Origin of the sequence: Luteimonas cucumeris (genome assembly GCF_007830035.1) — a bacterium.
GTDB classification, from domain to species: Bacteria; Pseudomonadota; Gammaproteobacteria; order Xanthomonadales; family Xanthomonadaceae; genus Luteimonas_C; species Luteimonas_C cucumeris.
This window is the reverse complement of the sequence record NZ_VLKN01000006.1, coordinates 230,101-257,093: the sequence shown is the minus strand read 5'-3', so window position 1 is coordinate 257,093 and position 26,993 is coordinate 230,101. Positions and strand designations below refer to the sequence as shown.

The 26,993-nt window shown below is 66.1% G+C and carries 20 protein-coding genes and 1 riboswitch; of the genes, 14 read left to right on the top strand and 6 right to left on the bottom strand.

The annotated features are described in order from the left end of the window. The first annotated feature begins 88 nt into the window (after positions 1-88). From minD to IP90_RS13695, 5 genes are all read left to right on the top strand, one after another. The gene (minD, locus tag IP90_RS13715; protein ID WP_144900209.1) at positions 89-898 is read left to right on the top strand and encodes a septum site-determining protein MinD; all 810 of its coding nucleotides are present in this window, start codon (positions 89-91) and stop codon (positions 896-898) included. 3 nt (positions 899-901) lie between these two features. Next, the gene (gene minE, locus IP90_RS13710) at positions 902-1,165 is read left to right on the top strand and encodes a cell division topological specificity factor MinE (protein ID WP_144900208.1); all 264 of its coding nucleotides are present in this window, start codon (positions 902-904) and stop codon (positions 1,163-1,165) included. Positions 1,166-1,168: 3 nt separating this feature from the next. Next, positions 1,169-1,696 carry a hypothetical protein gene (locus tag IP90_RS13705; RefSeq protein ID WP_242007601.1) on the top strand — a complete coding sequence of 176 codons (528 nt, stop codon included), beginning with the start codon at positions 1,169-1,171 and terminating at the stop codon, positions 1,694-1,696. 106 nt (positions 1,697-1,802) lie between these two features. Then, positions 1,803-3,809, top strand: coding sequence for a M2 family metallopeptidase (locus IP90_RS13700; protein ID WP_144900207.1), 2,007 nt, complete (start codon positions 1,803-1,805; stop codon positions 3,807-3,809). Positions 3,810-3,967: 158 nt separating this feature from the next. Further along, positions 3,968-4,261: a carboxypeptidase-like regulatory domain-containing protein gene (locus IP90_RS13695; protein WP_206751917.1), complete on the top strand. Its 294-nt coding sequence runs from the start codon at positions 3,968-3,970 to the stop codon at positions 4,259-4,261. A 124-nt stretch (positions 4,262-4,385) separates the two neighbouring features. Here IP90_RS13695 and nhaC read toward each other — a convergent pair whose 3' ends face one another. Then, a complete protein-coding gene (nhaC, locus tag IP90_RS13690) occupies positions 4,386-5,894 on the bottom strand; it encodes a Na+/H+ antiporter NhaC (RefSeq protein WP_144900205.1) in 1,509 nt (502 codons plus the stop codon). A 292-nt stretch (positions 5,895-6,186) separates the two neighbouring features. Between nhaC and IP90_RS13685 the strand changes: the two genes are divergently transcribed. Next, entirely contained in the window at positions 6,187-7,260 is a 1,074-nt protein-coding gene (locus tag IP90_RS13685; protein ID WP_144900204.1) for an aromatic ring-hydroxylating oxygenase subunit alpha, read from the top strand. Further along, positions 7,257-8,528, top strand: coding sequence for an amino acid permease (locus IP90_RS13680; RefSeq protein WP_242007600.1), 1,272 nt, complete (start codon positions 7,257-7,259; stop codon positions 8,526-8,528). Before IP90_RS13685 ends, IP90_RS13680 begins: the two co-directional genes overlap by 4 nt. Here the strand turns inward: IP90_RS13680 and IP90_RS13675 are convergent. Genes IP90_RS13675 through IP90_RS13665 form a run of 3 tightly spaced genes read right to left on the bottom strand, consistent with a single transcriptional unit; the run spans position 8,523 to position 10,938 of the window. After that, positions 8,523-9,779 carry a multidrug effflux MFS transporter gene (locus IP90_RS13675; RefSeq protein ID WP_277874213.1) on the bottom strand — a complete coding sequence of 419 codons (1,257 nt, stop codon included), beginning with the start codon at positions 9,777-9,779 and terminating at the stop codon, positions 8,523-8,525. The two genes, IP90_RS13680 and IP90_RS13675, sit on opposite strands and share 6 nt — an antisense overlap. Then, entirely contained in the window at positions 9,776-10,498 is a 723-nt protein-coding gene (locus IP90_RS13670) for a hypothetical protein (protein WP_144900203.1), read from the bottom strand. Before IP90_RS13670 ends, IP90_RS13675 begins: the two co-directional genes overlap by 4 nt. Next, entirely contained in the window at positions 10,495-10,938 is a 444-nt protein-coding gene (locus tag IP90_RS13665; protein ID WP_144900202.1) for a VOC family protein, read from the bottom strand. Before IP90_RS13665 ends, IP90_RS13670 begins: the two co-directional genes overlap by 4 nt. Before the next feature lie 315 nt (positions 10,939-11,253). After that, positions 11,254-11,372, top strand: a riboswitch (glycine riboswitch). Between the two features lie 47 nt (positions 11,373-11,419). Here IP90_RS13665 and gcvP point away from each other — a divergent pair. After that, entirely contained in the window at positions 11,420-14,311 is a 2,892-nt protein-coding gene (gcvP, locus tag IP90_RS13660; protein WP_144900201.1) for an aminomethyl-transferring glycine dehydrogenase, read from the top strand. Between the two features lie 298 nt (positions 14,312-14,609). Here the strand turns inward: gcvP and IP90_RS13655 are convergent, their stop codons facing one another. Continuing rightward, positions 14,610-15,494, bottom strand: a complete 885-nt coding sequence (locus tag IP90_RS13655) for an RluA family pseudouridine synthase (protein WP_144900200.1) — start codon at positions 15,492-15,494, stop codon at positions 14,610-14,612. 327 nt (positions 15,495-15,821) lie between these two features. Here IP90_RS13655 and IP90_RS13650 point away from each other — a divergent pair, with 327 nt between their 5' ends. The 5 genes from IP90_RS13650 to IP90_RS13630 all read left to right on the top strand — a co-directional run bounded on the left by IP90_RS13650 (position 15,822) and on the right by IP90_RS13630 (position 22,287). Beyond that, positions 15,822-17,930, top strand: a complete 2,109-nt coding sequence (locus tag IP90_RS13650; RefSeq protein ID WP_144900199.1) for a catalase — start codon at positions 15,822-15,824, stop codon at positions 17,928-17,930. 132 nt (positions 17,931-18,062) lie between these two features. Next, the gene (locus tag IP90_RS13645; protein ID WP_425477115.1) at positions 18,063-18,797 is read left to right on the top strand and encodes an endonuclease/exonuclease/phosphatase family protein; all 735 of its coding nucleotides are present in this window, start codon (positions 18,063-18,065) and stop codon (positions 18,795-18,797) included. Beyond that, a complete protein-coding gene (gene clsB / locus IP90_RS13640; RefSeq protein WP_144900197.1) occupies positions 18,794-20,017 on the top strand; it encodes a cardiolipin synthase ClsB in 1,224 nt (407 codons plus the stop codon). Before IP90_RS13645 ends, clsB begins: the two co-directional genes overlap by 4 nt. After that, positions 20,014-20,946 carry a lysylphosphatidylglycerol synthase transmembrane domain-containing protein gene (locus IP90_RS13635; RefSeq protein ID WP_144900196.1) on the top strand — a complete coding sequence of 311 codons (933 nt, stop codon included), beginning with the start codon at positions 20,014-20,016 and terminating at the stop codon, positions 20,944-20,946. The genes clsB and IP90_RS13635 overlap by 4 nt, the downstream gene beginning before the upstream one ends. Before the next feature lie 159 nt (positions 20,947-21,105). Beyond that, positions 21,106-22,287 (top strand): sensor histidine kinase, encoded by a 1,182-nt coding sequence (locus IP90_RS13630; protein ID WP_144900195.1) that lies wholly within the window; start codon positions 21,106-21,108, stop codon positions 22,285-22,287. Between the two features lie 375 nt (positions 22,288-22,662). Here the strand turns inward: IP90_RS13630 and IP90_RS13625 are convergent, their stop codons facing one another. Beyond that, the gene (locus tag IP90_RS13625; RefSeq protein ID WP_144900194.1) at positions 22,663-25,320 is read right to left on the bottom strand and encodes a M1 family metallopeptidase; all 2,658 of its coding nucleotides are present in this window, start codon (positions 25,318-25,320) and stop codon (positions 22,663-22,665) included. 218 nt (positions 25,321-25,538) lie between these two features. On the opposite strand from IP90_RS13625, the gene IP90_RS13620 reads away from it, so the two are divergent. Then, positions 25,539-26,975 (top strand): IgA Peptidase M64, encoded by a 1,437-nt coding sequence (locus tag IP90_RS13620; RefSeq protein WP_144900193.1) that lies wholly within the window; start codon positions 25,539-25,541, stop codon positions 26,973-26,975. The last annotated feature ends 18 nt before the right edge of the window (positions 26,976-26,993 follow it).

The following is a 26,993-nucleotide window of genomic DNA, read 5'->3' as shown; positions in this document are numbered from 1 at the left end:
AAGACCGAAAGCAGCGCCATGCCCGCTTTTGATTTTCAGCCCTAGGCCCTCGGCCCTAGGCCCTACAAGAAATATAAGGAGAAGTGTTTTGGCCGAAATCATCGTAGTCACCTCGGGCAAGGGCGGCGTCGGCAAGACCACGACCAGCGCCAGCCTCGCATGCGGCCTCGCGCGCCACGGCAAGAAGGTCGCCGTGATCGACTTCGACGTCGGCCTGCGCAACCTCGACCTGATCATGGGCTGCGAACGCCGCGTGGTGTACGACTTCGTCAATGTCATCAGTGGCGAAGCCTCGCTCAAGCAGGCGTTGATCAAGGACAAGCGCTTCGACAACCTGCACGTGCTGGCCGCTTCGCAGACCCGCGACAAGGACGCGCTGACCAAGGAAGGCGTGCAGAAGGTACTCGACGACCTCGCCGCGGACGGCTTCGACTACATCGTCTGCGACTCCCCGGCCGGCATCGAAAAAGGTGCGTTCCTGGCGATGTATTTCGCCGACCAGGCCGTGGTCGTGGTTAACCCGGAAGTGTCGTCGGTGCGCGACTCCGACCGCATCCTCGGACTGCTGGCCAGCAAGACGCGCCGCGCCGAGAACGGCGAACGCGTCAAGGAACACCTGCTGCTGACCCGCTACAGCCCGGGCCGGGTCGAAACCGGCGAAATGCTGTCGATCGGCGACGTGGAGGAAGTGCTCGGCCTGAAGACGGTCGGCGTGATCCCCGAATCGCCGGACGTGTTGAATGCCTCCAACAAGGGAGAGCCCGTGATCCTCGACATGGAGTCCCCGGCCGGACAGGCCTACGACGACGCCGTCGCGCGACTGATGGGCGAATCCCGCCCCATGCGCTTCACTCAATTCGAGAAAAAGGGCTTCTTCAGCAAGCTCTTCGGGGGTTAAGGCATGGGACTGTTCGATTTCCTCAAGCCCAAGAAGAACACCGCGTCGATCGCCAAGGATCGCCTGCGCATCATCATCGCGCAGGAGCGCAGTTCGCACGGCGGTCCCGACTACCTGCCGCTGCTGCGCCGCGAGTTGCTGGAAGTCATCCGCAAATACGTCAATGTCGACGTGGAAGCGGTGAAGGTCGACCTGATCAAGGAAGGCGAACACGACGTCCTCGACATCTCGGTCGCCCTGCCCGATGGACGCGCCGCCACGGCCTGATACGTGGCGGATGAAGTGCTGCTGCTGCGCGACATCGCGTTCGCCGACGTCGCCGCCCTGATCGCGCGCTACGACCTGGTGCTGGTGCGTGTCGATGACGGCGCTCCGATCCCCGGCAGCTACTGGGGCGAGCCGGAAGCGGGCCTGATCGGCGACACGGTGTTCGCACGTGGCGATACGCCCGTGCATTCCCTGCTGCACGAGGCCGCGCACCTGATCGTGCTGCCACCCGAGCGTCGCGCCCGGGTGCACACCGACGCGACCGATTCGGTGGAAGAGGAAGACGCGGTCTGCGTACTGCAGGCACTGCTCGGCGACGCCCTGCCCGGCGTCGGCCGCACGCGCGTGCTGGCCGACATGGACGCATGGGGCTACACCTTCCGCCTCGGCAGTGCGCAGGCCTATCTGCAGCACGATGCGGATGCGGCATGGCACTGGTTGCTGATCCGCGGCCTGGTCACCGCCGACCGCCGCTTGTCATCGCCCTGCGAGAGCCTGCCCGCCATGGCTTGCCCGGCCGTCGCCTCGTAGAGTGGGCAAGCCCGTTTGCCGTGCCGGCCGGCCGCGACTTGCAGCCCCGCCCGGCCCGCACTAGCCTGCCCGCTCCGCTGTCCACGCCTTGCACGAGGATTCGCCCGTGACGCATCGCCATGTCCTGCTCGCATTCGCCATCACCGCGGGCCTGTTGTCCCTGGCCGCGTGCAGGAAGACGCCATCGCCCACGGAGTCTCCGGCAAGCGCAACACAAGCCGCACCTGAAGGCGAGACCGCCGACCAGTTCATCGCGCGGGTCAACGACGAGTTCCGCAAGATGTATCCGGAACTGACCGCCGCGCAGTGGCTGTCCAACACCTACATCAACGACGACAGCCAGCTGCTCGCGTCCAAGGCCAACGAACGCTGGCTGGGCCAGCTCAACAGCTGGATCGAGCAGGCCAAGAAATTCGAAGGCCAGAAGATGTCGCCCGACACCGCGCGCGCCATCCGACTGCTGAAGCTGTCCACCTCGATGCCGCCGCCGCGCGACCCGGCCAAGCTGGCCGAACTCACCCAGATCGCGACCAAGCTGGAAGGCATGTACGGCGCCGGCACCTACTGCAAGGAGGAAGGCGGCGAGAAGCGCTGCCGCCAGATCGGCGAACTCGAGGAAGTGCTGCGCCACAGCCGCGACTACGACGAGCAGCTCGATGCATGGCAGGGCTGGCACACGATCTCGGTGCCGATGCGCAAGGACTACACGCGCTTCACCGAACTGGTCAACGAAGGCGCGCGTGACCTGGGCTTCGCCGATGCCGGTGAGATGTGGCGATCCGGTTACGACATGACGCCGGTGGAAATCGCCGCCGAGACCGATCAGCTGTGGGTGCAGGTCAAGCCGCTGTACGAACAACTGCATTGCTTCGCGCGCACCCGGCTCAACGCCAAGTACGGCGACGGCAGGGGCGAGGTCACCGGCGGCCTGTTGCCGGCGCACCTGATGGGCAACCTGTGGCAACAGGACTGGGGCAACCTGTGGGACATCCTGGCGCCATACAGCGAGGCCCAGGCCGGCAAGCTCGACATCAGCAGCACCTTGCAGACGATGTACGAGGAAGACTATCGCGAACGGCAGCGCCAGCTGGCCGACGAACCGACGCCGGAGGAACAGGTCGAACTCGAGCATGCCGCGCAACTCGACGTCGCCCGGCAGATGACCGAACGCGCGCAGGATTTCTACACCTCGCTCGGCATGCCCAGGCTGCCGGACAGCTACTGGCAGAAAACCCAGTTCATCAAGCCGCGCGATCGCGACGTGGTCTGCCACGCCAGCGCCTGGGACATGAACATGACCGGCGACGTACGCACCAAGATGTGCACCAAGCCCAACGAGGAAGACTTCACCACGATCTACCACGAGCTCGGCCACGTCTATTACTACCTGGCCTACAACAAGTTGCCGCCGCTGTTCCAGGGCGGCGCCAACGACGGCTTCCACGAGGCGATCGGCGATACCATCGTGCTGGCGATGACGCCGAAGTACCTGCAGTCGATCGGCCTGGTCGGCGCGCAACAGCAGAGCCAGGAGGCGCTGATCAATTCGCAGATGCGCATGGCGCTGGCCAAGGTGTCGTTCCTGCCGTTCGGGCTGATGATCGACCGCTGGCGCTGGGGTGTGTTCGACGGCTCGATCAAGCCGGACCAATACAACCAGGCGTGGTGGGACCTGAAGGCGAAATACCAGGGCGTCGCGCCAGCTAGCCCGCGCGGCGAGGAGTTCTTCGATCCGGGCGCCAAGTACCACGTGCCGGGCAACACGCCGTACACGCGCTACTTCCTTTCGCACGTGCTGCAGTTCCAGTTCTACAAGGCCCTGTGCGATGCCGCCGGCCACAAGGGCCCGCTGTACGAATGCAGCTTCTACGGCAACAAGGCCGCCGGCGAGAAGTTCTGGGCGATGCTGGGCAAGGGCGCCAGCCAGCCCTGGCAGCAGACCCTGCAGCAGCTCAGCGGCAGCGACAAGATGGATGCCACGGCGATGCTCGAGTACTTCGCGCCGCTGCAGGCCTGGCTGAAGCAGCAGAACGAAGGCCAGCAGTGCGGCTGGCAGGCACCGACCGCCTCGATGGAGAAACCTGCGGCCAAACCAGCAGCCACCCAGGGCTGATCGTGGCGGCGTCGTCGAAGCTCGCCATGACAGGGCTTCGACGCATGACTTCCGGCACGGTAATGCGGCTTCCACGGCCGCCTAGACTCGCGTAGATACAGGCCATCCACCACCACCGGGGCAAACGCATGATCAGGGGATCCATCATCCGCAAGGGAATGAAACGCATCATCGTGGCCTTGGCATTCGGCCTGGTTTTCACTGCTACCGGCGCGATCGCGCAACACAGTTCCGGCAACATCATCGGCGAAGCCGTCGCCGGCGACACCGTCGTCATCCACGGTCCGGACAACGGTTTCCACCGCGAGATGGAAATCAAGGAAGACGGCAAGTACCAGGTCCGCCGCGTGCCCACCGGCGACTACACGGTTTCGGTCAAGCATGCGGACGGCACGCTCAGCCCACCGAAGATGGTCTCGGTGCGTGTCGGCAGCACGGCGCGCGTGCAATAACGCTACGCGCGCATAACAGCACCAGAGGATTCAGGGCCGGCTCACGCCGGCCTTTCCTTTTCCGGAACCAAGCTTCGGTACCGAAGACAGATATCGCGCCGGAGCGGACGGCTGATCGAAGCGCCTAGACGTCCGTTGACGGCACCGATTCCGCCACGGCTTCGGACTGCGGCTGCATGCGCTCGATCTTGAACCCGGTGAACCCCAACGCGATGGTCAACAGCGGACTGGCGATGTTGAAGATCGCGAACGGCAGGTACAACAGCGTGGACACGCCGAGCACGGCGGACATGTAGGCACCGCAGGAGTTCCACGGCACCAGCGGCGACGTCACCGTACCGGCATCGGCGATGGCACGCGACAGGTTCTGCGGGCGCAGCCCCCGCCGCTGGAATTCGACGCGGAACAGGCGTGCCGGCAATACCAGTGCGATGTACTGGTCACCGGCAATGATGTTCAGGCCCATCGCGGTCGCGGCCGTGGTCGCGATCAGGCTGCCCGCGCTCTTCGCCCGCAACAGCAACGGCGTGACCAGTTTCGACAGCAGGTCGAATTCGTCCAGCAAGGTGCCATAGGCCAGCGCGCCGATGATCAGCCAGATTGTCAGCAGCATGCTGTCCATGCCGCCGCGCGACAGCAGCGCATCCATTTCCGGGATGCCGGAATTGGCCTGGTAGCCGTTCGCCAGTGCCAGCCAGATACCCTTGATATGCGCTGCCGGCGCGGCCAGTTCCGGCGAACTGACGAAACGCAGCACTGCCTCGGGTTGCAGGAACGGCGCCAGTGCGCCGGCCAGCAATGCAGCGGCGGCGATGGCGAGCGACGCCGGCGTCTTGCGCACGGACAACACCACGAGGAACAGCAGCGGGACCAGGTTCAGCGGCGTGATCCAGAACAACGTACCGAGCATCTCCAGTTCCGCGGCCATCATCGCGCTGTCGACCGGCTCCACGCCCGCTCCCCCGAGCCCTATCGCGACGAACACGAGCGCTGCGATCAGGAAGGCCGGCACTGAAGTCCACATCTGCGCCCGCAGGTGGGTGTAGACATCGTTGCCCGTCAGTTGCGCGGCCAGGATCGTGGTTTCCGAAAGTGGCGAAAGCTTGTCGCCCACGTACGATCCGGAAATCACCGCGCCCGCCGTAATCGCGGGCGAGACGCCCACTAACGCCGAAAGCCCCACCAGCCCGACGCCGATGGTGCCGGCCGTGGTCCATGAACTGCCGATGCTCAGCGACACCACCGAACAGATCACCAGCGCCGCCACGTAGAACCAGTCGGGATGCATCAGCTTGATCCCGTAATAGACCATGGTCGGAATCGTCCCCGACATGTTCCAGGTGCCGATCAACGCACCCACCGCCAGCAGGATGAAGATCGCGGACACCACCGAGGCCACACCGCGCTGCGCCGATGCCGCAATCGCTTCCCAGGTATGTCCGTTCTTGAGCACGATCGCCGCAGTCACCAGTGACGACAGCAGCAGTGCTACCTGCAACGGTCCCTTGGTCGCATCCAGGCCGAACAGGTACAGCGAACCGGCGATCAGCACCACCAGTGTCAGCAGTGGAACGAAGGCGTCGACGTAGGAAGGTGCGCGGATGGTGCGAACCGGCTTGAGCGGGTCTGTCATGCGCTACTCTCCCTGGAGCGATCGACGAATGATCGGTTGCAAGCCAGCAACACCACGCGGCGCAGGGAGCAGGCGCACGCATGCTTCCGTGGAGCGAAACCCGTCGCTTCTGCCGATTCTGCGACGACGTCAGACATCGCCTGCCAGCGCGCCGGCCCTGCCCTTCTCGATACTGCCCGCGGCACGATCGCTTGGCAAGAAGCGCCGGTTTCGACGCACCTGCTGCCGCACTTGTCTTCATTGGACAATGCCATGACGATGACCGCTGGCAGACCTGCACATGGGCAGACCGATGACCGAACTCGCCCCGCAACCGCTCGATCACGCCACCGCACTGCCGGCGCGTTTCTACACCGACCCAGGGATCAGGGCCGTCGAACGGCACGCGATTTTCGATCGCGGCTGGCAGCTGCTAGCGCACGAGTGCCAGTTGCGCAACGCCGGCGACCACGTCGTCGCCGATTTCGCTGGTCTGCCGGTACTGGCGGTCCGCGGTGCCGACGGCGAGATCCGCGCGATGCACAACGTCTGCCGCCATCGCGCCGGTCCGATCGCGCAATGCGACGGTCTCGCCGCCCGGTCGTTGCGCTGCCGTTATCACGGCTGGACCTACGGCCTGGATGGCGTGCTGAAATCCGCACCGGAAATGAGCACGGCACCGGACTTCAATGTCGCCGATGTGCGTCTGCCGCAACTGCGCGTGCGCCTCTGGCAGGGTCTGGTGTTCGCCTGCAGCGGCGACGATCCAATGCCGTTCGACGAGCTGGTCGCCGGCATCGATGCGCGCATCGGCGGCGACCGCGGCCTCGCCGACTACGTCCATCACCAGCGTGTCGGCTACGACCTGGCCTGCAACTGGAAGGTCTACATCGACAATTACCTGGAGGGCTATCACGTGCCGCACGTGCATCCGGCGCTGAACCGGATGCTCGATTACCGCAGCTACGTCACCGAGACCGCGCCATGGCATTCGCTGCAGTGGAGCCCGCTCGAAAGCAGCGACGGCCTGTACGGCAGCGGCGACGCGCTGTACTACTGGCTATGGCCGAACACCACGCTCAACATCCTCCCCGGGCGACTGCAGACCAACCGCGTGGTGCCGAGGGGCGTCGACCGTTGCCGCGTCGAGTTCGATTTCTACTATCCACCGGATGACAGCAGCGCAGCGCGCGCACGACGCGAAGCCGACCTCGGCTTCAGCGACGAGGTGCAGCATGAGGACCTCGGCATCTGCGAGGACGTACAACGTGGCCTTGCATCAGGCTCCTACCTGCCCGGCCGTTTGAATCCGTTGCGCGAGAATGCGCTGCACCACTTCCAGGAACTGCTGCGCAACGCCTATCGACAGGCCGGCGTCGCAGAATGAACGCCACGCGACCGCTGGGGCTGCTGGCCGCGACCGCGCTGGTCGTCGGCAACATGATCGGCTCGGGCGTGTTCTTGTTGCCGGCCTCGCTGGCGCCCTACGGCGCGGCCAGCCTGATCGGCTGGGGCATCACGCTCGCCGGTGCGCTGTTGCTGGCGTTGACCTTCGCACGCCTGGCGGCGCACTGGCCGCAGACCGGCGGGCCCTATGCCTACGCGCGCAATGCCTTCGGCGAGACGCCCGGGTTCCTGATCGCATGGAGTTACTGGATCTCGATCTGGTGCGCGAACGCCGCCATTGCCGTCGCGTTTGCCGGCAGCATCGGTGCGATCTTTCCGCAACTGGTGTCCACGCCACCACGTGCGGCGATGTGCTCGCTGACGGCGTTGTGGATCTGCACCGCGATCAACCTCGCCGGCATACGCGAGGCCGGTCGCATGCAGGTACTGACCACGGTGCTGAAGATCGTGCCGTTGCTGTTGTTCGGCGGCATCGCGATCTGGTTCATGGATGCGCACCACCTGCGCCTGCCGCAGGCCGACAGCGGCAGCCTGCCCGGCACCATCCAGGCGACCGTCGCGCTGACGCTGTGGGCCTTCCTCGGCCTGGAAGCCGCCACCATTCCGGCCGGATCGATCGCCGACGCCCGCCGCGCGATCCCGCGCGCGACCGTGATCGGCACGCTGGTGGCGGGCTTCGCCACCATCCTGACCTGCACCGCGGTACTGGGACTGTTGCCGGCGGATCGATTGAAGGATTCCGCAGCGCCGATGGCCGAAGCCGCGCGCGTGCTGTGGGGACCGGGTGCCGCGATGGGCGTGGCCGCAGTGGCGATGGTGTCCTGTTTCGGCGCCTTGAATGGCTGGGTGCTGCTGTCCGGGCAGATCCCGCTGGCGGCCGCTCGCGACGGTTTGTTGCCGGCGCGATTCGCAGGCCTGGATGCACGCGGCACGCCGGCGTTCGGCGTGCTCGTCAGCAGCGCGCTGGCTAGCGTGCTGGTGGTGTCCAACTACACGCGTTCGCTGGTGCAGCTGTTCACGTTCTCGATCCTGCTGTCGACGGCGGCTTCGCTGCTGCCGTTCGTGGTCAGCAGCGCGGCCTGGCTGCATCGCGGCGATGGCAACGGCAGGATCGTCGCGACGCTGGCGCTGCTCTACAGCCTGTATGCGCTGGTCGGGATTGGCGCCGAAGCACTGCTGTGGGGCGCCGCGCTTGTGCTGTGCGGTTTGCCGCTGCACGCGCTCAGCCGTCGCCGCACCGGTCTATAGGCGATCGGTGGGTTCCAGTGCCGCAGCTTCGACCTGGCACGCAGGCACGTACTGTCCTGCCGATGTTTCCCAGCGCCAGAACAACCAGCCCAGCAAGGTGAACGTCGCCGCGCCCAGCGCCAGGTGCAGGCCGTGATGGCTCAACAGCGGCGACAGCAGGCCGGCGATCAGCGCATTCATCACCAGGCTGGTGAACGCCTGCAGCGACGAGGCCGAACCTCGCTGGCGCGGATACATGTCCAGCACGGCCAGCGTCAGGATCGGGAACACCAGCGCGATGCCGAACGATCCCAGCGCCATCGGCATCACCGCCCACGGGATCGACGGCACCGGCACGAAGACGTTGTAGAGCACATTGATCACCGCGCTGACGCCGCAGCAGGCAAAACCGATGTTCGCCAGGCGCGCGCCGCTGATCTTCCCCGCCGTGCGCCCGGACGTGTATGCGCCGAGCATCATGCCGCCGATCATCGGCACGAAGAACCAGCCGAACTGGCGCTCGTTGAGCCGCAGCAGATCCAGCACGAACGCCGGCGCCGACGCGATGTACAGGAACAACGCACCGAAGTTGAACGTGCCGGCCGCCGCCAGCCGCTGGAAGCGCGGGTTGACGAAGATCGCGACGTAGTCGCGCAACAGGCGCCGCGGCGCCAGCGACAGCCGCGCTTCCGGCGGGTGCGTTTCCGGCAGCGCGATCCACACCGCCAGCAACAGCAGCAGCGAGAAGCCCACCAGGAACCAGAAGATCGCCGACCAGTGGCCCCAGCCGAGGATCCAGCCGCCGATGATCGGCGCGATCGCCGGCGCCACGCCGAAGATCATCGACACCTGGCTCATCAGCCGCTGCGCATCGTGGCCGTGCAGCACGTCGCGGATAAGCGCCCGCCCGACGATCAGTCCGACACCAGCCGACAGCCCCTGCAAGGCGCGGAAGGCCAGCAGTGTCGGCAAGTCGCGCGACAACGCGCAACCCACCGAAGCCAGCGTGAAAACGATCAGGCCGCCGATGATCACCTTGCGCCGTCCGACCGCATCCGACAGCGGTCCGTGCACCACGCTCATCAGCGCATAGGCGAGCAGGTAGACGCTGATCGTCTGCTGCATCGCCACCTTGTCCGCACCCAGTTCGACGCCCATGTGCGCGAAGGCGGGGAAGATCGTGTCGATCGAGAACGGGCCGAACATCGCCAGCCCGCCGAGCAGCCAGGCAAGCGTGCGCAACGACAGCTTGGCTGTAGCTGGCTGGTTCACTTCGCCACCTGCATCGATGCCGCCGGCGTGCGGCGCGGCAGCGACTCGAGGCGCGCGATGGCCTGCACCGTGACCGCCTCGGCGCGTCCACTCGCCGGCCAGTACAGGAACACGTAGTTGCTGCTGGTGCCAAGCAGGCGCGCCTCGCCGGTCAGCGGTCGCGATTCACCCGACAGCGTCACCGCGACGCGATCGCCGCCGCCGTCGATGACGTTTTCCGCCTTGGCCAACACGACCGCCATCAGTATCCAGACGCCGCCCCAGAACAGGCCGAACGCCAGCGCCGTTTCCGGCGCCCAGGAAAAACGGCCGGGCGGACGCGTCGGATCCACGCGTTTCGGGAACACCGCCCGCCCCCACCAGCGCCGGCGGTATTCGTCGACGCGTTGCGGGTGGTGTCGCCAGAAGAACAGCGGCCAGCTGACCGCCCACATCAGCAATGCGTAGGCAAGCACCCACGCCAGGTAGGCCGGATCGCGCAGGCCGGCGACGAGGAAATCGCTGACCTGCAGGTATTCGAGCACCGGCAGATTGAAACGGCGGAAGAACCAGTAGCTCGCCCACAGTCCGATGAAGGACACCCCGACATACGCCAGCGTCACGAACAGGATCGGCTCGCGCTTCATCACCTCCAGCACGTCCAGTACCCAGGAGCGGCGCGGTCGTTCGACGGACGCCTCGGCCGGCACGTGCACAGGCACAGTCCCGCCGTCGGTCATCGACGGTTCTCCTGGGCCGCGTCCCGGTCCGGCGGGCCCTTCAGCTCCACCACGTTGCCTTCCGGATCGAACAGGTACTGCGAAGGTCCCTCGCCCTCGGCGCCGTAGCGGGAACCGAACTCGCCGATGCGCGCGCCGTGTGCCTGCAGATGGGCGACGATGGCCTCGCGGTCGAATGGCTCCACGCGCAGGCACAGGTGATCCATGTTGCGCCCTTCCGCGCCCGGCGCCGCGCCGCCGATGCGACCGAGCTTGCCGTCGACCGGGACCAGGTCGATCAGCGAACTCCCGGCGCGCAGCTGCAGAAGCCCGATCGCTTCCTGGTGGCGCTCGACCGTGCAGCCGAGCACCTCGCAATAGAACGCCTGCATGGCAGCGGCATCGCGCACGCGCAGCACGACGTGGTCGATCTGCCGCAACTGGAATGGCAGGCGGGACATGGCAGCTCCTGAACTACGACGTATCGCCATGGTACGACGGCGAATGCCGTCCCCCCTCACCCAACCCGCACTTCGCGCCCCTGTCCGCATGCGGGAAAGGAGCGCGCAACGTGGCAGTGCGCTCCCGCCCCTGCGGAGCGAGGCCCGGGATGAGGTGCGGGGCGCGAAGCGCGGGCTGCAACGCCATGTCCCGACACGGCCCGCAGGCTATAATCCACCCGCAGCACGTGGTGGGAGAAGCGGTCGGCCTCGAGGAGGCATGGCCGCTGCCGAAGGCGCAACGCCCGTAATCGCTCAGGCCCCAGACCGCCGCGTGCACACAACTCTGGAGAGACCGGCTGCCGTCACTGGCACGAACCGGCGCCGAAGGGGCAAGAAGCGCGGTCCTCCCCCAGCGCTTTGAAACTCTCAGGCAAAAGGACAGAGGGGCGCCCACGTGCAACCGCACGCCCGGCCTCATGGCCATTCCCGGACGCCCGTCATGCCCCACAACGCCACGCCTTCCCTGCGCGAACTCGAACACCATTCCGCGTTCATCGAACGCCACATCGGTCCCAACGACACCGAGATCGCGCACATGCTGCAGGCGATCGGCCACGACTCGCTCGATGCGATGACCGATGCCATCGTGCCGGGCAAGATCAAGTCGCCGGCGCCGCTGGCCCTGCCCGACCCGGTCACCGAGGTCGAGGCGCTGGCCAAGATCCGCGCCATCGCCGATCGCAACGAAGTCTTCCGCAGCTTCATCGGCCAGGGCTATTACGGCACCCACACGCCGAACGTGATCCTGCGCAACATCCTCGAGAACCCGGCCTGGTACACCGCCTACACGCCCTATCAGGCGGAGATCTCGCAGGGCCGCATGGAAGCGCTGATCAACTTCCAGACGATGTGCGCCGACCTCACCGGCATGGAAATCGCCAACGCCTCGCTGCTCGACGAAGGCACCGCCGCGGCCGAGGCGATGACCCTGGCCAAGCGTTCGGCCAGGTCGAAGTCCAACGTGTTCTTCGTATCGCGGAACGTGCATCCGCAGACGCTGGAAGTGCTGCGCACGCGCGCCGACGGCCTCGACATCGAACTGCACGTCGGCGACGACGCCGAAGCGGCCAGCGTCGACAGCTTCGGCGTGCTGCTGCAATACCCCGACACCTTCGGCCGCATCCACGACTACAAGGCGCTGGCCGAAGCCGTGCATGCGCGCCATGCCGTGGTCGCCGTGGCCACCGACCTGCTCGCACTGACCCTGATCGCCGCACCGGGCGAATGGGGCGCGGACATCGTCGTAGGCAACACCCAGCGCTTCGGCGTGCCGTTCGGCTTCGGCGGCCCGCATGCCGCGTTCATGGCCTGCCGCGACGCGTTCAAGCGCTCGATGCCCGGCCGCCTGATCGGCGTGTCGATCGATGCCGAAGGCAAGCCCGCCTACCGCCTGACCCTGCAGACCCGCGAGCAGCACATCCGCCGCGAGAAGGCCACCTCCAACATCTGCACCGCGCAGGTACTGCTGGCGGTGATGGCCAGCATGTACGCCGTCTACCACGGGCCGGAAGGCCTGACCCGCATCGCGCGGCGCACGCATCGCCTGGCCGCCATCCTTGCCGCGTCGCTGCGCAAGTGCGGCGTCGCCGTCGGCGCGGACTTCTTCGACACGCTGCATGTCACCGACGTCGACGCCGCCGACCTTCACGTCAAGGCGGAGAACGCGCGCATCAATCTGCGCAGGATCGATGCGCGCAGCGTCTGCATCAGCCTGGACGAAACCACCACGCGCGAGGACGTGATCGCGCTGGCGGCGCTGTTCGACGCGCAGATCGACGACATTGATGCGCTCGACGCAGCTACCGGCGACGCCCTGCCGGCCGGGCTCGCGCGCAAGAGCGACTTCCTCAAGCACCCAGTGTTCAACACCCATCACAGCGAGCACGAGCTGCTGCGCTACATGCGTTCGCTGGCCGACAAGGATCTGGCGATGGATCGCACCATGATCCCGCTCGGCTCCTGCACGATGAAGCTCAACGCCACCGCCGAGATGATCCCGGTCACCTGGCCGGAATTCGGCAACATGCATCCGCTGGCGCCGTCGACGCAGACCGCCGGCTACACGCAGTTGATCGACGAGCTCGAGGCGATGCTGGTCGAATGCACCGGCTACGACGCGGTCAGCCTGCAGCCCAACTCCGGCGCGCAGGGCGAGTTCGCCGGCCTGCTGGCGATCCGTGCCTGGCACCGTTCCCGCAACGAAGGCCATCGCGACATCTGCCTGATCCCGGAATCGGCGCACGGCACCAACCCGGCTTCGGCGCAGATGTGCGGCATGAACGTGGTGGTGACCAAGTGCGATGCCAACGGCAACGTCGACGTCGATGACATCCGCCGCGCCGCCGAGAAGTACAGCGATCGCCTCGCCGCGCTGATGATCACCTACCCGTCCACGCATGGCGTGTTCGAGGAAGACATTGTCGAGATCTGCGAGATCGTGCACGCCCACGGCGGTCAGGTGTACACCGACGGCGCCAACATGAATGCCCTGGTCGGCGTCGCCAAGCCCGGCAAGTGGGGTTCGGACGTGTCGCACCTCAACCTGCACAAGACCTTCTGCATCCCTCACGGCGGCGGCGGCCCCGGCGTCGGACCGTGCGCGGTCAAGTCGCACCTCGCCCCGTTCCTGCCGCGCACGTTCGGCGGCCAGGGCGATGTCGGCATGGTCAGTGCGGCCAGCTTCGGCTCGGCCTCGATCCTGCCGATCAGCTGGATGTACATCACCCTGATGGGCAATGCCGGCCTGCGCAAGGCGACCCAGGTCGCCCTGCTCAACGCCAACTACATCGCCAAGCGTCTGGCGCCGCATTACGAGACGCTGTACACGGGCCGCAACGGGCTGGTCGCGCATGAGTGCATCCTCGACCTGCGCCCGCTCAAGGACACCACCGGCATCAGCGCTGAGGACGTGGCCAAACGCCTGATCGACTTCGGCTTCCACGCCCCGACCCTGAGCTTCCCGGTCGCCGGCACGCTGATGGTGGAGCCGACCGAAAGCGAATCGCTGCACGAACTGGACCGCTTCATCGACGCGATGATCCAGATCCGCGACGAGATCCGCGCCGTCGAGGAAGGCAAGCTCGATCGGGAGGACAACCCGCTCAAGCACGCCCCGCACACCGCGGCGATGGTCGCCGGCAGCGAGTGGACCCACGCCTATCCGCGCGAACTGGCCGTGTTTCCGCTGCCCGTGCTCCGGCAGCAGAAGTACTGGCCGCCGGTGGCGCGCGTCGACAACGTCTATGGCGACAAGAACGTGTTCTGCAGCTGCGTGCCGATCGAAGCCTTCGCCGGCGAGATCGAAGCCTTCAGCGAGCCCAATGTCATGTGACCGTTCGGCATCTCATTGATTGGCTTGTTCGCCGATCCTTTCTTGGCCCCGCATCGCGGGGCCTTTTTTTAAGCGTACCGCGGGCGTGACCCGCGGTTCGTAGCGTGCGCTGTGCGCACGATGGAAATGGCGGTCGTGCGCGCAGCGCACGCAACGTTCTCCGAGTCCAGTGGCGTAGGGCGCATTAGCCGCAGGCGTAATGCGCCGGATGTAATGCCCTCCGTGTAACCATGCGGCGCAATGCGCTTCGCTTATTGCGCCCTACGCCCTGCGTTCGACAACCGCGAGAAAGCAGGGATCAAAGCTCCAACCCGCTGCTGAAACGGCGTTGCTGGCCCGTGACCGGATCGACGAATGCCAGCGATTTCGCCTGCAGCTTCAGCGGACGGGAATAATCGTCGGCGACCTGCGCTGCCAGCTGTGGATAGAACGTGTCGCCGAGGATCGGTGCGCCCAGTGCGGCCATGTGCACGCGCAGCTGGTGCTTGCGGCCAGTGATGGGCTGCAAGGCGTAGCGCCAGTGCGCCGCTTCGCGCGCGATCACATCGATGCGGGTTTCGCTGTTCGGCTCGCCGTCGGTTTCCTGCATGCGGAAGAACGGCTCGCCGCGCGCCAGCCGCGTCCTGCGCAGCAACGGGAAAGCCTGCCCGGGCAGGGCCGGCGCCAGCGCTTGGTACTGCTTGTCGATCCGGCGTTCGCGAAACAGCGCCTGGTATCGCGCGCGCGTGGCGGGATTGGCCGAGAACAGCATCAGGCCCGCCGTGGCGCGGTCGATGCGATGCAGCGGCACCAGGTCGGGATTGCCGAGTCGCCGCTGCAGTCGGGCCAGCAGGGTTTCGGCGACGAAGCCGCCGGCCGGGGTCACCGCCAGGAAATGCGGCTTGTCGGCGACCACCAGGTGTTCGTCGGCATGGAGGATGGTTTCGGCGAAGGGAATCCGCGGCTCGTCAGCCACTTCGCGGTAATAGCGGATTTCCGCCCCGACGCGATACGGCGCATCGGCGGCGATCGGTCGCGCCTGAGCATCCAGTACGCGGCCACGATCGATGCGATCGAGCCAGCGTGCACGATCGATCGCCGGAAATTGCGCGCAGAGGCAGTCCAGCACGGTCGACCACGGTCCCGCCGGTAGTTGCAGGCGGCTGGCAGCGATTCCGTTGCGATCGGGTGGCGCGGCTTTCATGGTGACAGCTTACCGAGCCTGCGATCTTCGCGTTGATGCCTGCGGCAACAGGATGGTCATGCGTTGCACGGACAGCTTCCGGGCCGCGACGTGCGCTGCGGCGGCAATGGCGATGGCTGGCGTCCAGCCCTGCAGAAGCCATTCGGCGCAATGCCCTTCGGTTATTGCGCCTACGGGCATGGCATCGCATCACGCGCCTGTCACCGTTCATCGATGTCGTCATCGCATGCACACGCTGGCACGACAATGCGTTAACGCCTGCGGCAACAGGATGAGCACTCGAATCGCACTGCGAGCGATCGCCCGAAAATCCGCAGGAGCCGCGCCATGGCCGCGAAGAAACACCCCAGCCCGTCCTCACCTGCTTCCAGGCCCGCAGCCGCCGTCAGCCGCGACACGCGCGGCCACGGCGATGAACTGCACCAGGGGCCCGGTGGCAAGCATCCGCCGCTGACCACCAACCAGGGCATCCCGATCCCTGACAACCAGAACTCGCTGCGCGCCACGCCGCGCGGGCCGACATTGCTGGAGGATTTCATCCTCCGCGAGAAGATCACCCATTTCGATCACGAGCGCATCCCCGAGCGCATCGTGCACGCCCGCGGTTCGGCTGCACACGGTTACTTCGAGCTGACCAAGTCGCTGAAGAAATACACCACCGCCCGCCTGCTGACCGAGGTAGGAGCGCGCACGCCGGTGTTCACGCGCTTCTCGACCGTGGCCGGCGGTGCCGGCTCGGTCGACACGCCGCGCGACGTGCGCGGCTTCGCGGTGAAGTTCTACACGCAGGAGGGTAACTGGGACCTGGTCGGCAACAACATCCCGGTGTTCTTCATCCAGGACGCGATGAAGTTTCCCGACGTGGTGCATTCAGTGAAGATGGAACCCGACCGCGCCTTCCCCCAGGCCGCAAGCGCACACGACACGTTCTGGGATTTCATTTCGCTGACACCCGAAGCCATGCACATGATCATGTGGGCGATGTCCGATCGCACCATCCCGCGTTCGCTGCGGATGATCGAAGGTTTCGGCGTGCATTCCTTCCGCCTGCTCGACGCCAAGCGCAACAGCACCTTCGTCAAGTTCCACTGGCGGCCGAAACTGGGCATCCAGTCCACGGTGTGGGACGAGGCGGTGAAGCTGCAGGCCGCAGACAACGACTTCCACCGGCGCGACCTGTTCGAAGCCATCCAGAACGGCGCCTATCCGGAGTGGGAATTCGCGGTGCAGCTCTTCACGCAGGAACAGGCCGACGGATTCCCGTTCGACCATCTCGATGCCACCAAGCTGATCCCCGAGGAAATCGTGCCGCTCACCGTTGTCGGGCGTATGGTGCTCGATCGCTGGCCCGACAATTTCTTCGCCGAGACCGAACAGGTCGCGTACTGTCCCGCCAACATCGTGCCCGGGATCGATTTCAGCAACGACCCCTTGCTGCAGGGGCGGCTGTTCTCCTATCTCGACACGCAGTTGATCCGGCTCGGCGGCCCCAACTTCCACCAGATCCCGATCAACGCACCGAAGTGCCCCTTCGCCAACCTGCAACGCGACGGCCACATGCAGATGCTCGTCCCCAAGGGGCGCGTCAATTACGAGCCCAGTTCGCTGCAGGCCGATTCTCCGCGCGAGGCGCCGGAAGGTTTTCGCAGTCATGCGACCCCGGCCAACGACGGCGGCAAGGGCCGCATCCGCGCAGAGAGTTTCGCTGATCACTACACCCAGCCGCGACTGTTCTACCGCAGCCAGACCAGCCACGAGCAGGCGCACCTCGCATCGGCGCTGGTCTTCGAACTGTCGAAGGTCGGCACGGCGCACGTTCGCGAAGCGATGGTCGGACACCTGCGCCACATCGATGCGGACCTGGCGAAGCGCGTCGCCGATGGACTCGGCCTCGATGCATTGCCCCCTGCACCGCCTGCCGCAGTCAAGCCGCAGGACATGAAGCCGTCGCCCGCGCTGCAGATCATCGGCAAGATGAAGGACACGCTGGAAGGCCGTGTGATCGGCATCCTGATCGATGACGGCTCCGATGTTTCCACGATCAGATCACTGCGTAAGGCGGCAGAAGATGCAGGCGCGACCGTCAAGATCGTCGCGCCGAAGCTGGGCGGCGCCAAAGTGGGTGGCGGCAAGAAGCTGCCCGCCGACGGCCAGCTGGCCGGCACGCCTTCCACCGTATTCGACGCAGTGGCGCTGGTGTTGTCCGGGGAAGGCGGCAAACGCCTGTCCAGAGAAGCGGCGGCCGTGGATTTCGTCCGCGATGCCTTCGGCCACCTGAAAGCCATCGCCGCAGATACCGGCGCGCAGGCCGTGCTGCAGGCCGCCGGCATCGGCAAGGATGCCGGTGTGGTCGATGCCGGCAACGCGAAGAGCTTCATCAAGGCGGCAAGAACGAGGCAATGGGATCGCGAGCCCAGGGTTCGCACACTGGCGTGATGCCGGTGCCAGCGAGCAGTGGAATGCCTTCCAGCAGGAGCCGCTTCCGATGGGAGCGCTTGCCGCAGTGACCTCTGCATCGTCGCTCGCCTTCCGCGCAAACCAGAGCAAGGGCCATGAATGCCAGCCGCGTTGAACGTCCTCACCGTGAACGTCCACATGGGCTTCAACCTGCTCAACCGGCGCTTCATCCTGCCGGAACTGCGCGAGGCCATTCGCGAGGTGTCGGCGGACATGGTGTTCCTGCAGGAAGTGCTCGGCGCGCACGCGCGGTATGCCAAGCGCCACATGAACTGGCCGCAGGGGCCGCAATACGAGTTCCTCGCCGACACGCTCTGGACCCAGTTCGCCTACGGCCAGAACGCGGCCTACCCGGACGGCCACCACGGCAACGCGCTGCTGTCGAAGTTCCCGATCCTGTCGCAGCAGAACCGCGACGTGTCCGTGCACGGCCATGAGCAACGCGGCCTGCTGCATTGCACAGTCCAGTTGCCCGGGACAACGCACCCGCTGCACACGATCTGCGTGCACCTGGGTCTGCGCGAAGGGCATCGCCAACGCCAGCTCGGGCTGCTGTGCGAGGTCATCGACAATGAGATACCCGGCGACGCACCGCTGATCGTTGCCGGCGACTTCAACGACTGGCGCACGCGCGGCCACGTATTGATGACGCAATGCGGCATGCACGAAGCCTTCGAGCAGGCGCATGGTCGTCTCGCGCGCACCTTCCCGGCACGATGGCCGCTGCTGCCGGTGGATCGCATCTATCTGCGCAATGCTCGCGCGCACGCGCCACGGGTGCTGTCGACGCATCCGTGGTCACACCTGTCCGATCACGTGCCGCTGTTCGCGGGGATCGAGCTGTGACCACGCACGACACGCGCGATGGCGTCTGGCGCAGCGGCAACCGCGTGGACCTGCTGGAGAATGGCGAGGAATTCTTCGCGGCCGTGTTCGCGGCGATCGCGGCAGCCCGGCACGAGGTGCTGCTGGAGACCTTCATCCTGTTCGAGGACAAGATCGGCCTTGAGCTGCATCGCCTGCTCGTCGAGGCAGCGCAACGCGGCGTGCGCGTTGAAGTCCTGGTGGACGGCTACGGTTCGCCGGAGTTCTCCCCGGAATTCCTGGCACAGCTGTCCGCCGCCGGGGCGCGGCTGCGGATGTTCGACCCGCATCGCAGGTTGCTCGGCATGCGGCTGCATGTGTTCCGGCGCATGCATCGCAAACTGCTGGTGGTGGACGGGACGACGGCTTTCGTCGGCGGCATCAATTTCTCCGCCGACCACGTGGCCGACTTCGGCCCTGAAGCGAAGCAGGATTACGCGGTGCGACTGCAGGGCCCGGTGGTGGCCGACATCCGCGATTTCATCGAAGTTTCCATCGCATCGCGCGGCGTCGGCTCGGACTGGCAACCATCGGCCGATGCCACGCCGATGCAGGCGGCCGGCGATGCGCAGGTCATGCTCCTGCTGCGCGACAACACGCGCCGTTCCACCGCCATCGAACAGGAATACCGCCGCGCCATCCGCGCCGCCCGACGCGAAATACTGATCGCCAACGCCTATTTCTTCCCCGGCTATGGCTTCCTGCGCGACCTGCGCAATGCCGCGCGCCGCGGCGTGGCCGTGTCGCTGATCTTCCAGGGCGAGCCGGACACGCAGATCGCGCTCACCGCGGCGCGGTCGCTGTACCGGTACTTCATCGATGCAGGCGTGCGCATCCACGAGTACTGCGAACGTCCGTTCCACGGCAAGGTCGCGCTGGTGGACGATGACTGGTGCACGGTAGGTTCCAGCAATCTCGATCCGCTGAGCCTGTCGCTGAACCTGGAAGCCAACGTCTTCATACGCGACGAAGGCTTCGTGCGCGACCTGCGCGCGCGGCTCGACGACCTGCGCCAGCATCACTGCAAGGCCGTCGACCCGGCCAGCGTGCCGAAGCGCCGCGCCTGGCAATCGTTGACCCGTCCGCTGCTGTTCCACTGCCTGCGCCATTTCCCGGACTGGGCCGGCTGGTTGCCCGCGCACACGCCGCGCACGCGGCTGGTCAGCGCACCTGTCACGACGCGCGCCAGCGAGACGCCATGAAGACACCACGGCCCGGGTTGCGGCGACTGGGACGCATCGCCTCCCTGCTGTTCCTGGCATTGGTGGCAGCGCTGCTGTTCCGCTATGCGCGCTCGGTGGACTGGCAGGAAGTCGGCGATGCGATTCGCGGCTACGGCACGACGACGCTCGCCATCGCCGCGGGACTGGTCCTGCTGAGTTACGGCATCTACTGCGGCTACGACCTGGCCGCTCGCCGCTACGCGCGGCACCACCTGCCGGCGCAGCGCGTGGCGATCATCGCCTTCATCTGCTACGGCTTCAGCCTCAACCTCGGCGCGGCGGTGGGAAGTGCCGGTTTCCGCTACCGGCTGTATTCGCGATCGGGCCTGGGAATGGGCACCATCCACCACATCGTCGCCTTCAGCGTAAGCACCAACTGGCTCGGCTACCTGTTGCTGGCCGGGTTGCTGTTCACCAGTCGCAGCGTGGTACCGCCGGCCGACTGGAAGATCCACGTGCCGGGCCTGCAGATACTGGGCGCGGCGATGCTGGCCACGGTCGCGGCTTACCTCGTCGCCTGCTGGCGATTTCACGACCGCGTGCTGCACGTGCGCGGCCGCCATTTCCGCCTGCCTTCGCTGCCGCTTGCGCTGCTGCAGCTCGCACTGGCGGCGGGCAACTGGTCGGTGATGGCGGCTATCGTGTACGTGCTGCTGCAACAGCAGGTCGACTATCCGGTGGTGCTGGGTGTGCTGCTGCTGGGCGCGGTCGCCACCGCCATCGCGCACATTCCCGCCGGGATCGGCGTGCTGGAAGCGGTGTTCCTGGCCATGCTCGGCCGCGCGGTCGCACAACCGCAACTGCTGGCGGCGTTGCTGGTGTACCGCGCGTTCTACTACCTGGCGCCGCTGGTGGCGGCGACCGCGATGTATGCGGCGTTCGAGGCGCATGGGCGGCGCAAGGCGTAGGGCGCTGTCCTGCCTCAGCCATCTGCACTTCTGCCGCCGCTCCCAGGCTCCCCCTAACCGCCCTTGGCGGTCTTGGTTTCGGCACCGTTGGTCGGCTTGTCGGCCAAACCGGAGCGGTTGCGGATAACGGACCAGAATAGGGCGTATCGTGCCTGGGTGATGCATGACTTCCTCAAAGCGAACCGCGCCGAACTGATCGCCCGCTGCAGGGTCAAGGTCGCCCAGCGCGCGCCACCCGGCATGCCCGAGAATGAACTGGAACACGGAATAACCGTTTTTCTCGAGCAACTCATCAAGACGCTGCAGGTGGAGCAGACAGCGCACCCCATGCTCAGCCGCAAAGTGTCCGGGCCAACGGGTGGAGGCAAACCGGCATTGTCCGAAATCGGCGAATCCGCAGCGCAGCACGGCAAGGAGTTGCTGCTGCACGGTTTCACCGTCGAGGAAGTTGTCCACGATTACGGCGATCTTTGCCAAGCCATCACGGACCTGGCCTTCGAACAAGGCGCCACGATCGAAATCGACGAGTTCAGGACGCTCAACCGCTGCCTGGACAATGCCATCGCCAATGCCGTCACCGAATTCGGTTACCAACACGATTTCGTCGTTGCCGACAGGCAGGCCGACGCGTTGAACGAACGATTGGGGTTTTTCGCGCACGAATTGCGCAACCTGCTGTGCACCGCCACGCTCGCACTGTCGGTGATCAAGCAAGGCAACGTCGGCTTGTCCGGCGCCACAGGCGCGGTGCTCGATCGCGCCCTGATAGGCCTGGCCAATCTGATAGACCGCTCGCTGGCCGAAGTGCGGATGACGGCGGGAATGCCATTGCAGAATCGCTTGTTTTCGCTCGCCAACTTCATCGCGGAATTGAAACTCTCGGCCTCGCTCGAGGCGCAGGCCAAGGGCTGCGCATTGACCGTATCGGCGGTCGATCCGCTGCTGGCTATCGACGCGGACCGGGACCTGCTTCTGTCGGCGGTGGGCAATCTGCTGCAGAACGCCTTCAAGTTCACGCATGCGCACAGCGAAGTCACGCTCAATGCGTACGCGGTGGCCGACCGTATCCTGATCGATGTCGAAGACCATTGCGGTGGCCTGCCGCCTGGCGACGCCGAAAAGATGTTCCTGCCTTTCACGCAGAGCGGCGAGGACAAAAGCGGCCTGGGGCTGGGTCTGTCCATTTCGCGCCGCAGCGTGGAAGCCAACGATGGCATCCTCAGCGTCCGCAATGTTCCCGACACAGGCTGCGTCTTCACCATCGACCTGCCCCGCCACTCGCTGCCGATACCGTCTTCCGCCACCGGAGCGCCATCGGATCGATTGGTAGCCCTCGATTGAAATCGCCCGCATGGCGTGGGCCTTGATCTTGCCGGCTATCATCGGATCCAGCGAGCCGTTGAGCAGCTGCGCAACACCGCTTGCCTCTGGACGCCGTCGCGGCTGGAAGCCGCCGGGATCAAGCAGCCCTGCGCAGCGGCTTCGGCTTGAATCGATTGTCAGCCGGCATTGCCCGATGCGCGCCTGAAGAACCAGGCATGGATAAACCCGGTCTGGTAGAACTGCACCGGCGCCTCGAAGCCGCCGGAGCCGATGATCGGTGCGATGACCTTGGGTGGCAGCTCCCGTAGGGCACATTGGCTGCAGGCGTAATGCGCCGTATGTGCGATCTCCGGATAGTCATCCGGCGCATTGCGCTGCGCTTGCTGCGCCCTGCTACGCGCCGTTCCTGGACAACCACGCATCCACTTCCGGCAGACGCTCGTTGCGCACCTTGCTGCGGTAGAGGATGTTGGCGATCGACGTCTCCGCAGCGCGGCGCGAACCGGCCTCGATGTACGCATCGGCGAACGCCTTGATCTTGCCGACCATGGCCGGATCCAGCGAACTGTTGCCCAGCGCCGGGTAGTAGGCGCTGCGCGAGGTCGTGTCGACCAGCTTGTCGACCTGCGCGCGATGGGCGACGGCGTAGTCGAAGGCCAGTTCCGGATGCTGCCGCGAAACGATGCCGATCATGCCGGCGCTGTTGGTGGCGCCCGGCTCGTCGGTCAGCGCCAGATCCAGTGCGCGCCGGGCAAGCGCCGGGTCCTCGGCAATGGACAGCAGCGCGTACAACTGGTCCTTCACCATCGGCGTCTTCTCCACTTTCGCCGCCGCATGCAGCTTGTCCCAGGTCGCCGCGTCCGCATGGTTCGCCACCACCGCGAGGATGGTCTTGCGCAATGCCGCCGGCATCGCCTGCGGATCGCTGTCCTGCGCCGCGTAGCGACGCCGCGCCTCTTCGATCACGGCGTCATCGCCCAGGGCCGCCAGCGTGCCGATCAGCTGCGTGCGCAGGATCGTGGTCGGACCGTTTTCGTCGGCGCGCGCCTGCCAGCCGACGCGCGCGAACACCGGTGCCAGCTGTGCGATCGCGAACTTGCGGAACGTCGCCTGCCGCGCCGCGTCGCCGCGGTAATACGAATCCAGGCTGCCGAGGCTGCCGGCGATGTCGCCCCACAACTGCGGATCGGCATCGACCGGTGTGGCGCTGGCCAGGTCGAGGAAGCGCGATGCCGGCTGCGCGCCGGCCATGCTCAGCGCCCAGGTGTCGTTGATCAGGCCGAGCTGATCGATCGGCGCCAGCTTGACGAAGCCGTCGCGGATCTCGGAGAACTGCTCCGGCGCGTACAGCGTGCGGTAGTAGCCACTCTGTCCGGCGTTGACGATCACCGGCGCACAGCCGGGCACCTCGACGCTGGCACTGCCGCCGCTGACCATCGCCCGCACCGGCTCGCCGCCGATCGCCTGCGCGATCACCGGCACCCGCCACGACAGTGGCTTCTTGCCGGGACGATCCTTGGTGAACTCGCCCTGCGTCAGCTGCAACGTGGTGTTGCCGTCCTTGCACTGCGCCGATTCGACGCGGATCAGCGGCACGCCCGGCTGCAGGGTGAAGTCATGCGCGATGTCGAGGATGGGTTTGCCTGCCGCGGCCTCCATCTGCTTCCACAGGTCGTCTGAAACGGTGTTGCCGTAGGCGTGCTTCTTCATGTAGCTGCGCACGCCTTCGCGCCAGGCATCCTCGCCGACGTAGCCTTCCAGCATGCGGATCACCGCCTCGCCCTTGGAATAGGTGATCGCGTCGAAGGCCTGGCTGGCCTGCTCCACCGTCTGCACGTGCTGCACCACCGGATGCGTGGTGGCGACCGCATCGCGGTTCATCGCCGACTCGCGCGCGCCCACCGCCTCCAGCGCGGTGTTCCATTCCGGATGCAGCTTCTCGGTGGTGCGCGAGGCCATCCACGAGGCGAAGCCTTCGTTGAGCCACAGGTCGTCCCACCAGCTCATCGTCACCAGGTCGCCGAACCACTGGTGCGCAATCTCGTGCGCGGCGATCGAGAACACGCCCTGCTTGTCGGACAGCGTCGAGATGCTCGGGTCCAGCAACATCGCGTATTCGAAGGTGTAGATCGCGCCCCAGTTCTCCATCGCGCCGAAGAACTGGCTGCGACCCGGCGAGGCGACGTTGTCGAGCTTCGGCAACGGATAGGCCACGCCGAAGTAGTCGTTGTACTCGCGCAACACGTCCACCGACGAATCCAGCGCGAAGCGCGCCTGCTCGATCAGTCCCTTCTGCGTGACCACGCCGACTTCGGTATCGCCGGCCTTGGCCGTGGCCCGATCGAAATCGCCCAGGCCGAAGAACAGCAGGTAGGTCGACATCTTCGGCGACGTGCCGAAGCGCACGCGCTTGAGCCCGTTGCCCAGGTCGGTGCTTTCGGCCACCGGCATGTTGCTGACCGCCATCTGTGCCGCGGGCACGGTCGCGGTCAGGTCGAAGGTGGCCTTGTGGTTGGGTTCGTCCCAGGACGGGATGAACTTGCGCGCATCGGAATTCTCGAACTGCGTGTACAGCGCGCGTTGCTTGCCGGCCTTGTTCTCGTAGTCGATCGCGAACAGGCCGTTGGCCTGGGTGCCGATTTTCCCGGTGTAGTCCAGCGTCAGCTGGTACTGCCCTGCCGGCAGCGGCTGCGCGAACACGAACGTCGCGGTCTGCGCCTTCTCGTCCAGCTTCACCTGCGGCGCCGGATAGGTCGCCGTGCCGGCGACCGGCTTCAACTGCGCCGAGGCGAATTCCATGCCGACCGCATTGAGCGTGATGCTCGGCGTCGGCGCCAGCACGTCGACCGTGATCGTCGCCTTGCCGTCGAAGCTAAGCTTGTCGGCATGCGGCACTACCGCCACGTCGTAGTGAACCGGACGCACGTCGCGCGGCAACTGCGTGGTGGCCTGCACCACCGGCGCCGTGCCGGGCGCCGGCGCCTGCGCGATGGCGGTGGCGGACAAGCCGGCGAGCGCCAGCGCGATAGCGGATACCAGGGTGCGACGCATGGAATTTCCTCGAGGAGCTGTGGCCTGCAGGCCAAAGTCGGCGCGTGCGCCAGACGTAAGTGCAACCCCGTCGATGATGGGGCCGCGCTGGCGTCACCCCATCCCCCGGAAGTCATGGCAGTCGAGGTTTTTGTCGATCGCGCAGGTCCCCGTAGCCACGCAGGTCTGCCGATGGCATGCACGATTACACTGGCATCCCACTCGTCATGGGCCGAGCCATGGACCACCTCCCCGCCTCTCGCATCCTGATCCGGTTCGTCGCAGCGTGCGCGCTCGCGGTCGCCGGCCTCCTCGCTACGGCAGTTGCCGCCACGCCTGCCACGCGCACGATGCGGCTGGATTACTTCCACACCGGCGATGCCAGGACCCAGCATTACGCCATCGACCGCATCGTGATCGAACCGCTGCCATGGCCGGGAAATCCGGCAAGGCCAATCGACGACAGCAACCGCGGCCACAACAGGTTCGAGGTCGTCGATGCGCAAACCGGCACCGTGCTGTTCTCGCGCGGCTTCAGCACCGTGTTCGCCGAATGGCGCACCACCGCGGAAGCTGCCAAGCTGACCCGCGGCTTCCAGGAATCGCTGCGCTTCCCGGCTCCCGACCGTCCCGTGCGCGTGCGCCTGTTCGAGCGCGATACGAACAACGCTTTCGTTCCGGTGTGGAGCATCGACGTCGATCCGCAGGCGCAGGACATCCAGCGCGGTAGCCTGCCCTCGCCACTCGAGCCCATCGCGATCCGCGACAATGGCCCGTCGGCGCACAAGGTGGACCTGCTCATCATCGGCGACGGCTACACCGCGGCCGATGCCGACAAGTTCATCGCCGACGCGCGCCGCATGAGCGACTACCTGTTCACCGTGTCGCCGTTCCGCGAACGTGCCGGCGACTTCAATGTCTGGGCGCTGATGTCGCCGACGCCGGAATCGGGCGTGTCGCGACCGTCGACCGGCGACTACCACGCCTCCGAGCTCGGCACCCGCTACGACATCTTCGGCAGCGAACGCTACGTGCTGGCGCTGGACAACCGCGCCCTGCGCGAGATCGCGCAGCACGCGCCCTACGAATTCATCGAGATCCTGGTCAACAACCAGACCTATGGCGGCGGCGGCATCTTCGGCCAGTTCAGCACGGCCGCAGCCGGCAACGACTTCGCGAACTACCTGTTCGTGCACGAGTTCGGCCACCACTTCGCCGGACTGGCCGACGAGTACTATACCTCGCCGGTGGGCTACCTGACCGGCACTTCGCAGGTCGAACCCTGGGAGCCCAATGTCACCGCCCTGCACGATCCGAAGCAGCTGAAATGGCGCCACCACGTGCGTGCGGAAACGCCGGTGCCGACGCCGTGGCCGAAGGCGCAGTTCGAGGCGCGCTCGCGCGAATTCCAGAAGCAGCGCGTCGAGCTGCGTGCGCAGCAGCGTCCGGAATCGGAGATGGAAGCTCTGTTCCGCGCGGAACTGGCCTACAACGAGCAGTTGTTCGCCGAAGCTCCGCACCGCGACGAGGTGGGCGCCTTCGAAGGCGCCAACTACGAAGCCTCGGGCTATTTCCGCCCGCAGATGCAATGCCTGATGTTCGACCGCAGCGATGCCTTCTGCCGCGTCTGCCGTGACGCGGTCGAGCAGATCATCGACCTGTATTCGGGCAAGTAGCCTGCCCTGTCCACCGAT

Coding starts and splice junctions, on each gene's coding strand:
- minE (WP_144900208.1), top strand. CDS start 902: ATGGGACTGTTCGATTTCCTCAAGCCCAAGAAGAACACCGCGTCGATC.
- IP90_RS13695 (WP_206751917.1), top strand. CDS start 3,968: ATGAAACGCATCATCGTGGCCTTGGCATTCGGCCTGGTTTTCACTGCT.
- nhaC (WP_144900205.1), bottom strand. CDS start 5,894: ATGACAGACCCGCTCAAGCCGGTTCGCACCATCCGCGCACCTTCCTAC.
- IP90_RS13685 (WP_144900204.1), top strand. CDS start 6,187: ATGACCGAACTCGCCCCGCAACCGCTCGATCACGCCACCGCACTGCCG.
- IP90_RS13680 (WP_242007600.1), top strand. CDS start 7,257: ATGAACGCCACGCGACCGCTGGGGCTGCTGGCCGCGACCGCGCTGGTC.
- IP90_RS13670 (WP_144900203.1), bottom strand. CDS start 10,498: ATGACCGACGGCGGGACTGTGCCTGTGCACGTGCCGGCCGAGGCGTCC.
- IP90_RS13665 (WP_144900202.1), bottom strand. CDS start 10,938: ATGTCCCGCCTGCCATTCCAGTTGCGGCAGATCGACCACGTCGTGCTG.
- gcvP (WP_144900201.1), top strand. CDS start 11,420: ATGCCCCACAACGCCACGCCTTCCCTGCGCGAACTCGAACACCATTCC.
- IP90_RS13655 (WP_144900200.1), bottom strand. CDS start 15,494: ATGAAAGCCGCGCCACCCGATCGCAACGGAATCGCTGCCAGCCGCCTG.
- IP90_RS13650 (WP_144900199.1), top strand. CDS start 15,822: ATGGCCGCGAAGAAACACCCCAGCCCGTCCTCACCTGCTTCCAGGCCC.
- IP90_RS13635 (WP_144900196.1), top strand. CDS start 20,014: ATGAAGACACCACGGCCCGGGTTGCGGCGACTGGGACGCATCGCCTCC.
- IP90_RS13630 (WP_144900195.1), top strand. CDS start 21,106: ATGCATGACTTCCTCAAAGCGAACCGCGCCGAACTGATCGCCCGCTGC.
- IP90_RS13625 (WP_144900194.1), bottom strand. CDS start 25,320: ATGCGTCGCACCCTGGTATCCGCTATCGCGCTGGCGCTCGCCGGCTTG.
- IP90_RS13620 (WP_144900193.1), top strand. CDS start 25,539: ATGGACCACCTCCCCGCCTCTCGCATCCTGATCCGGTTCGTCGCAGCG.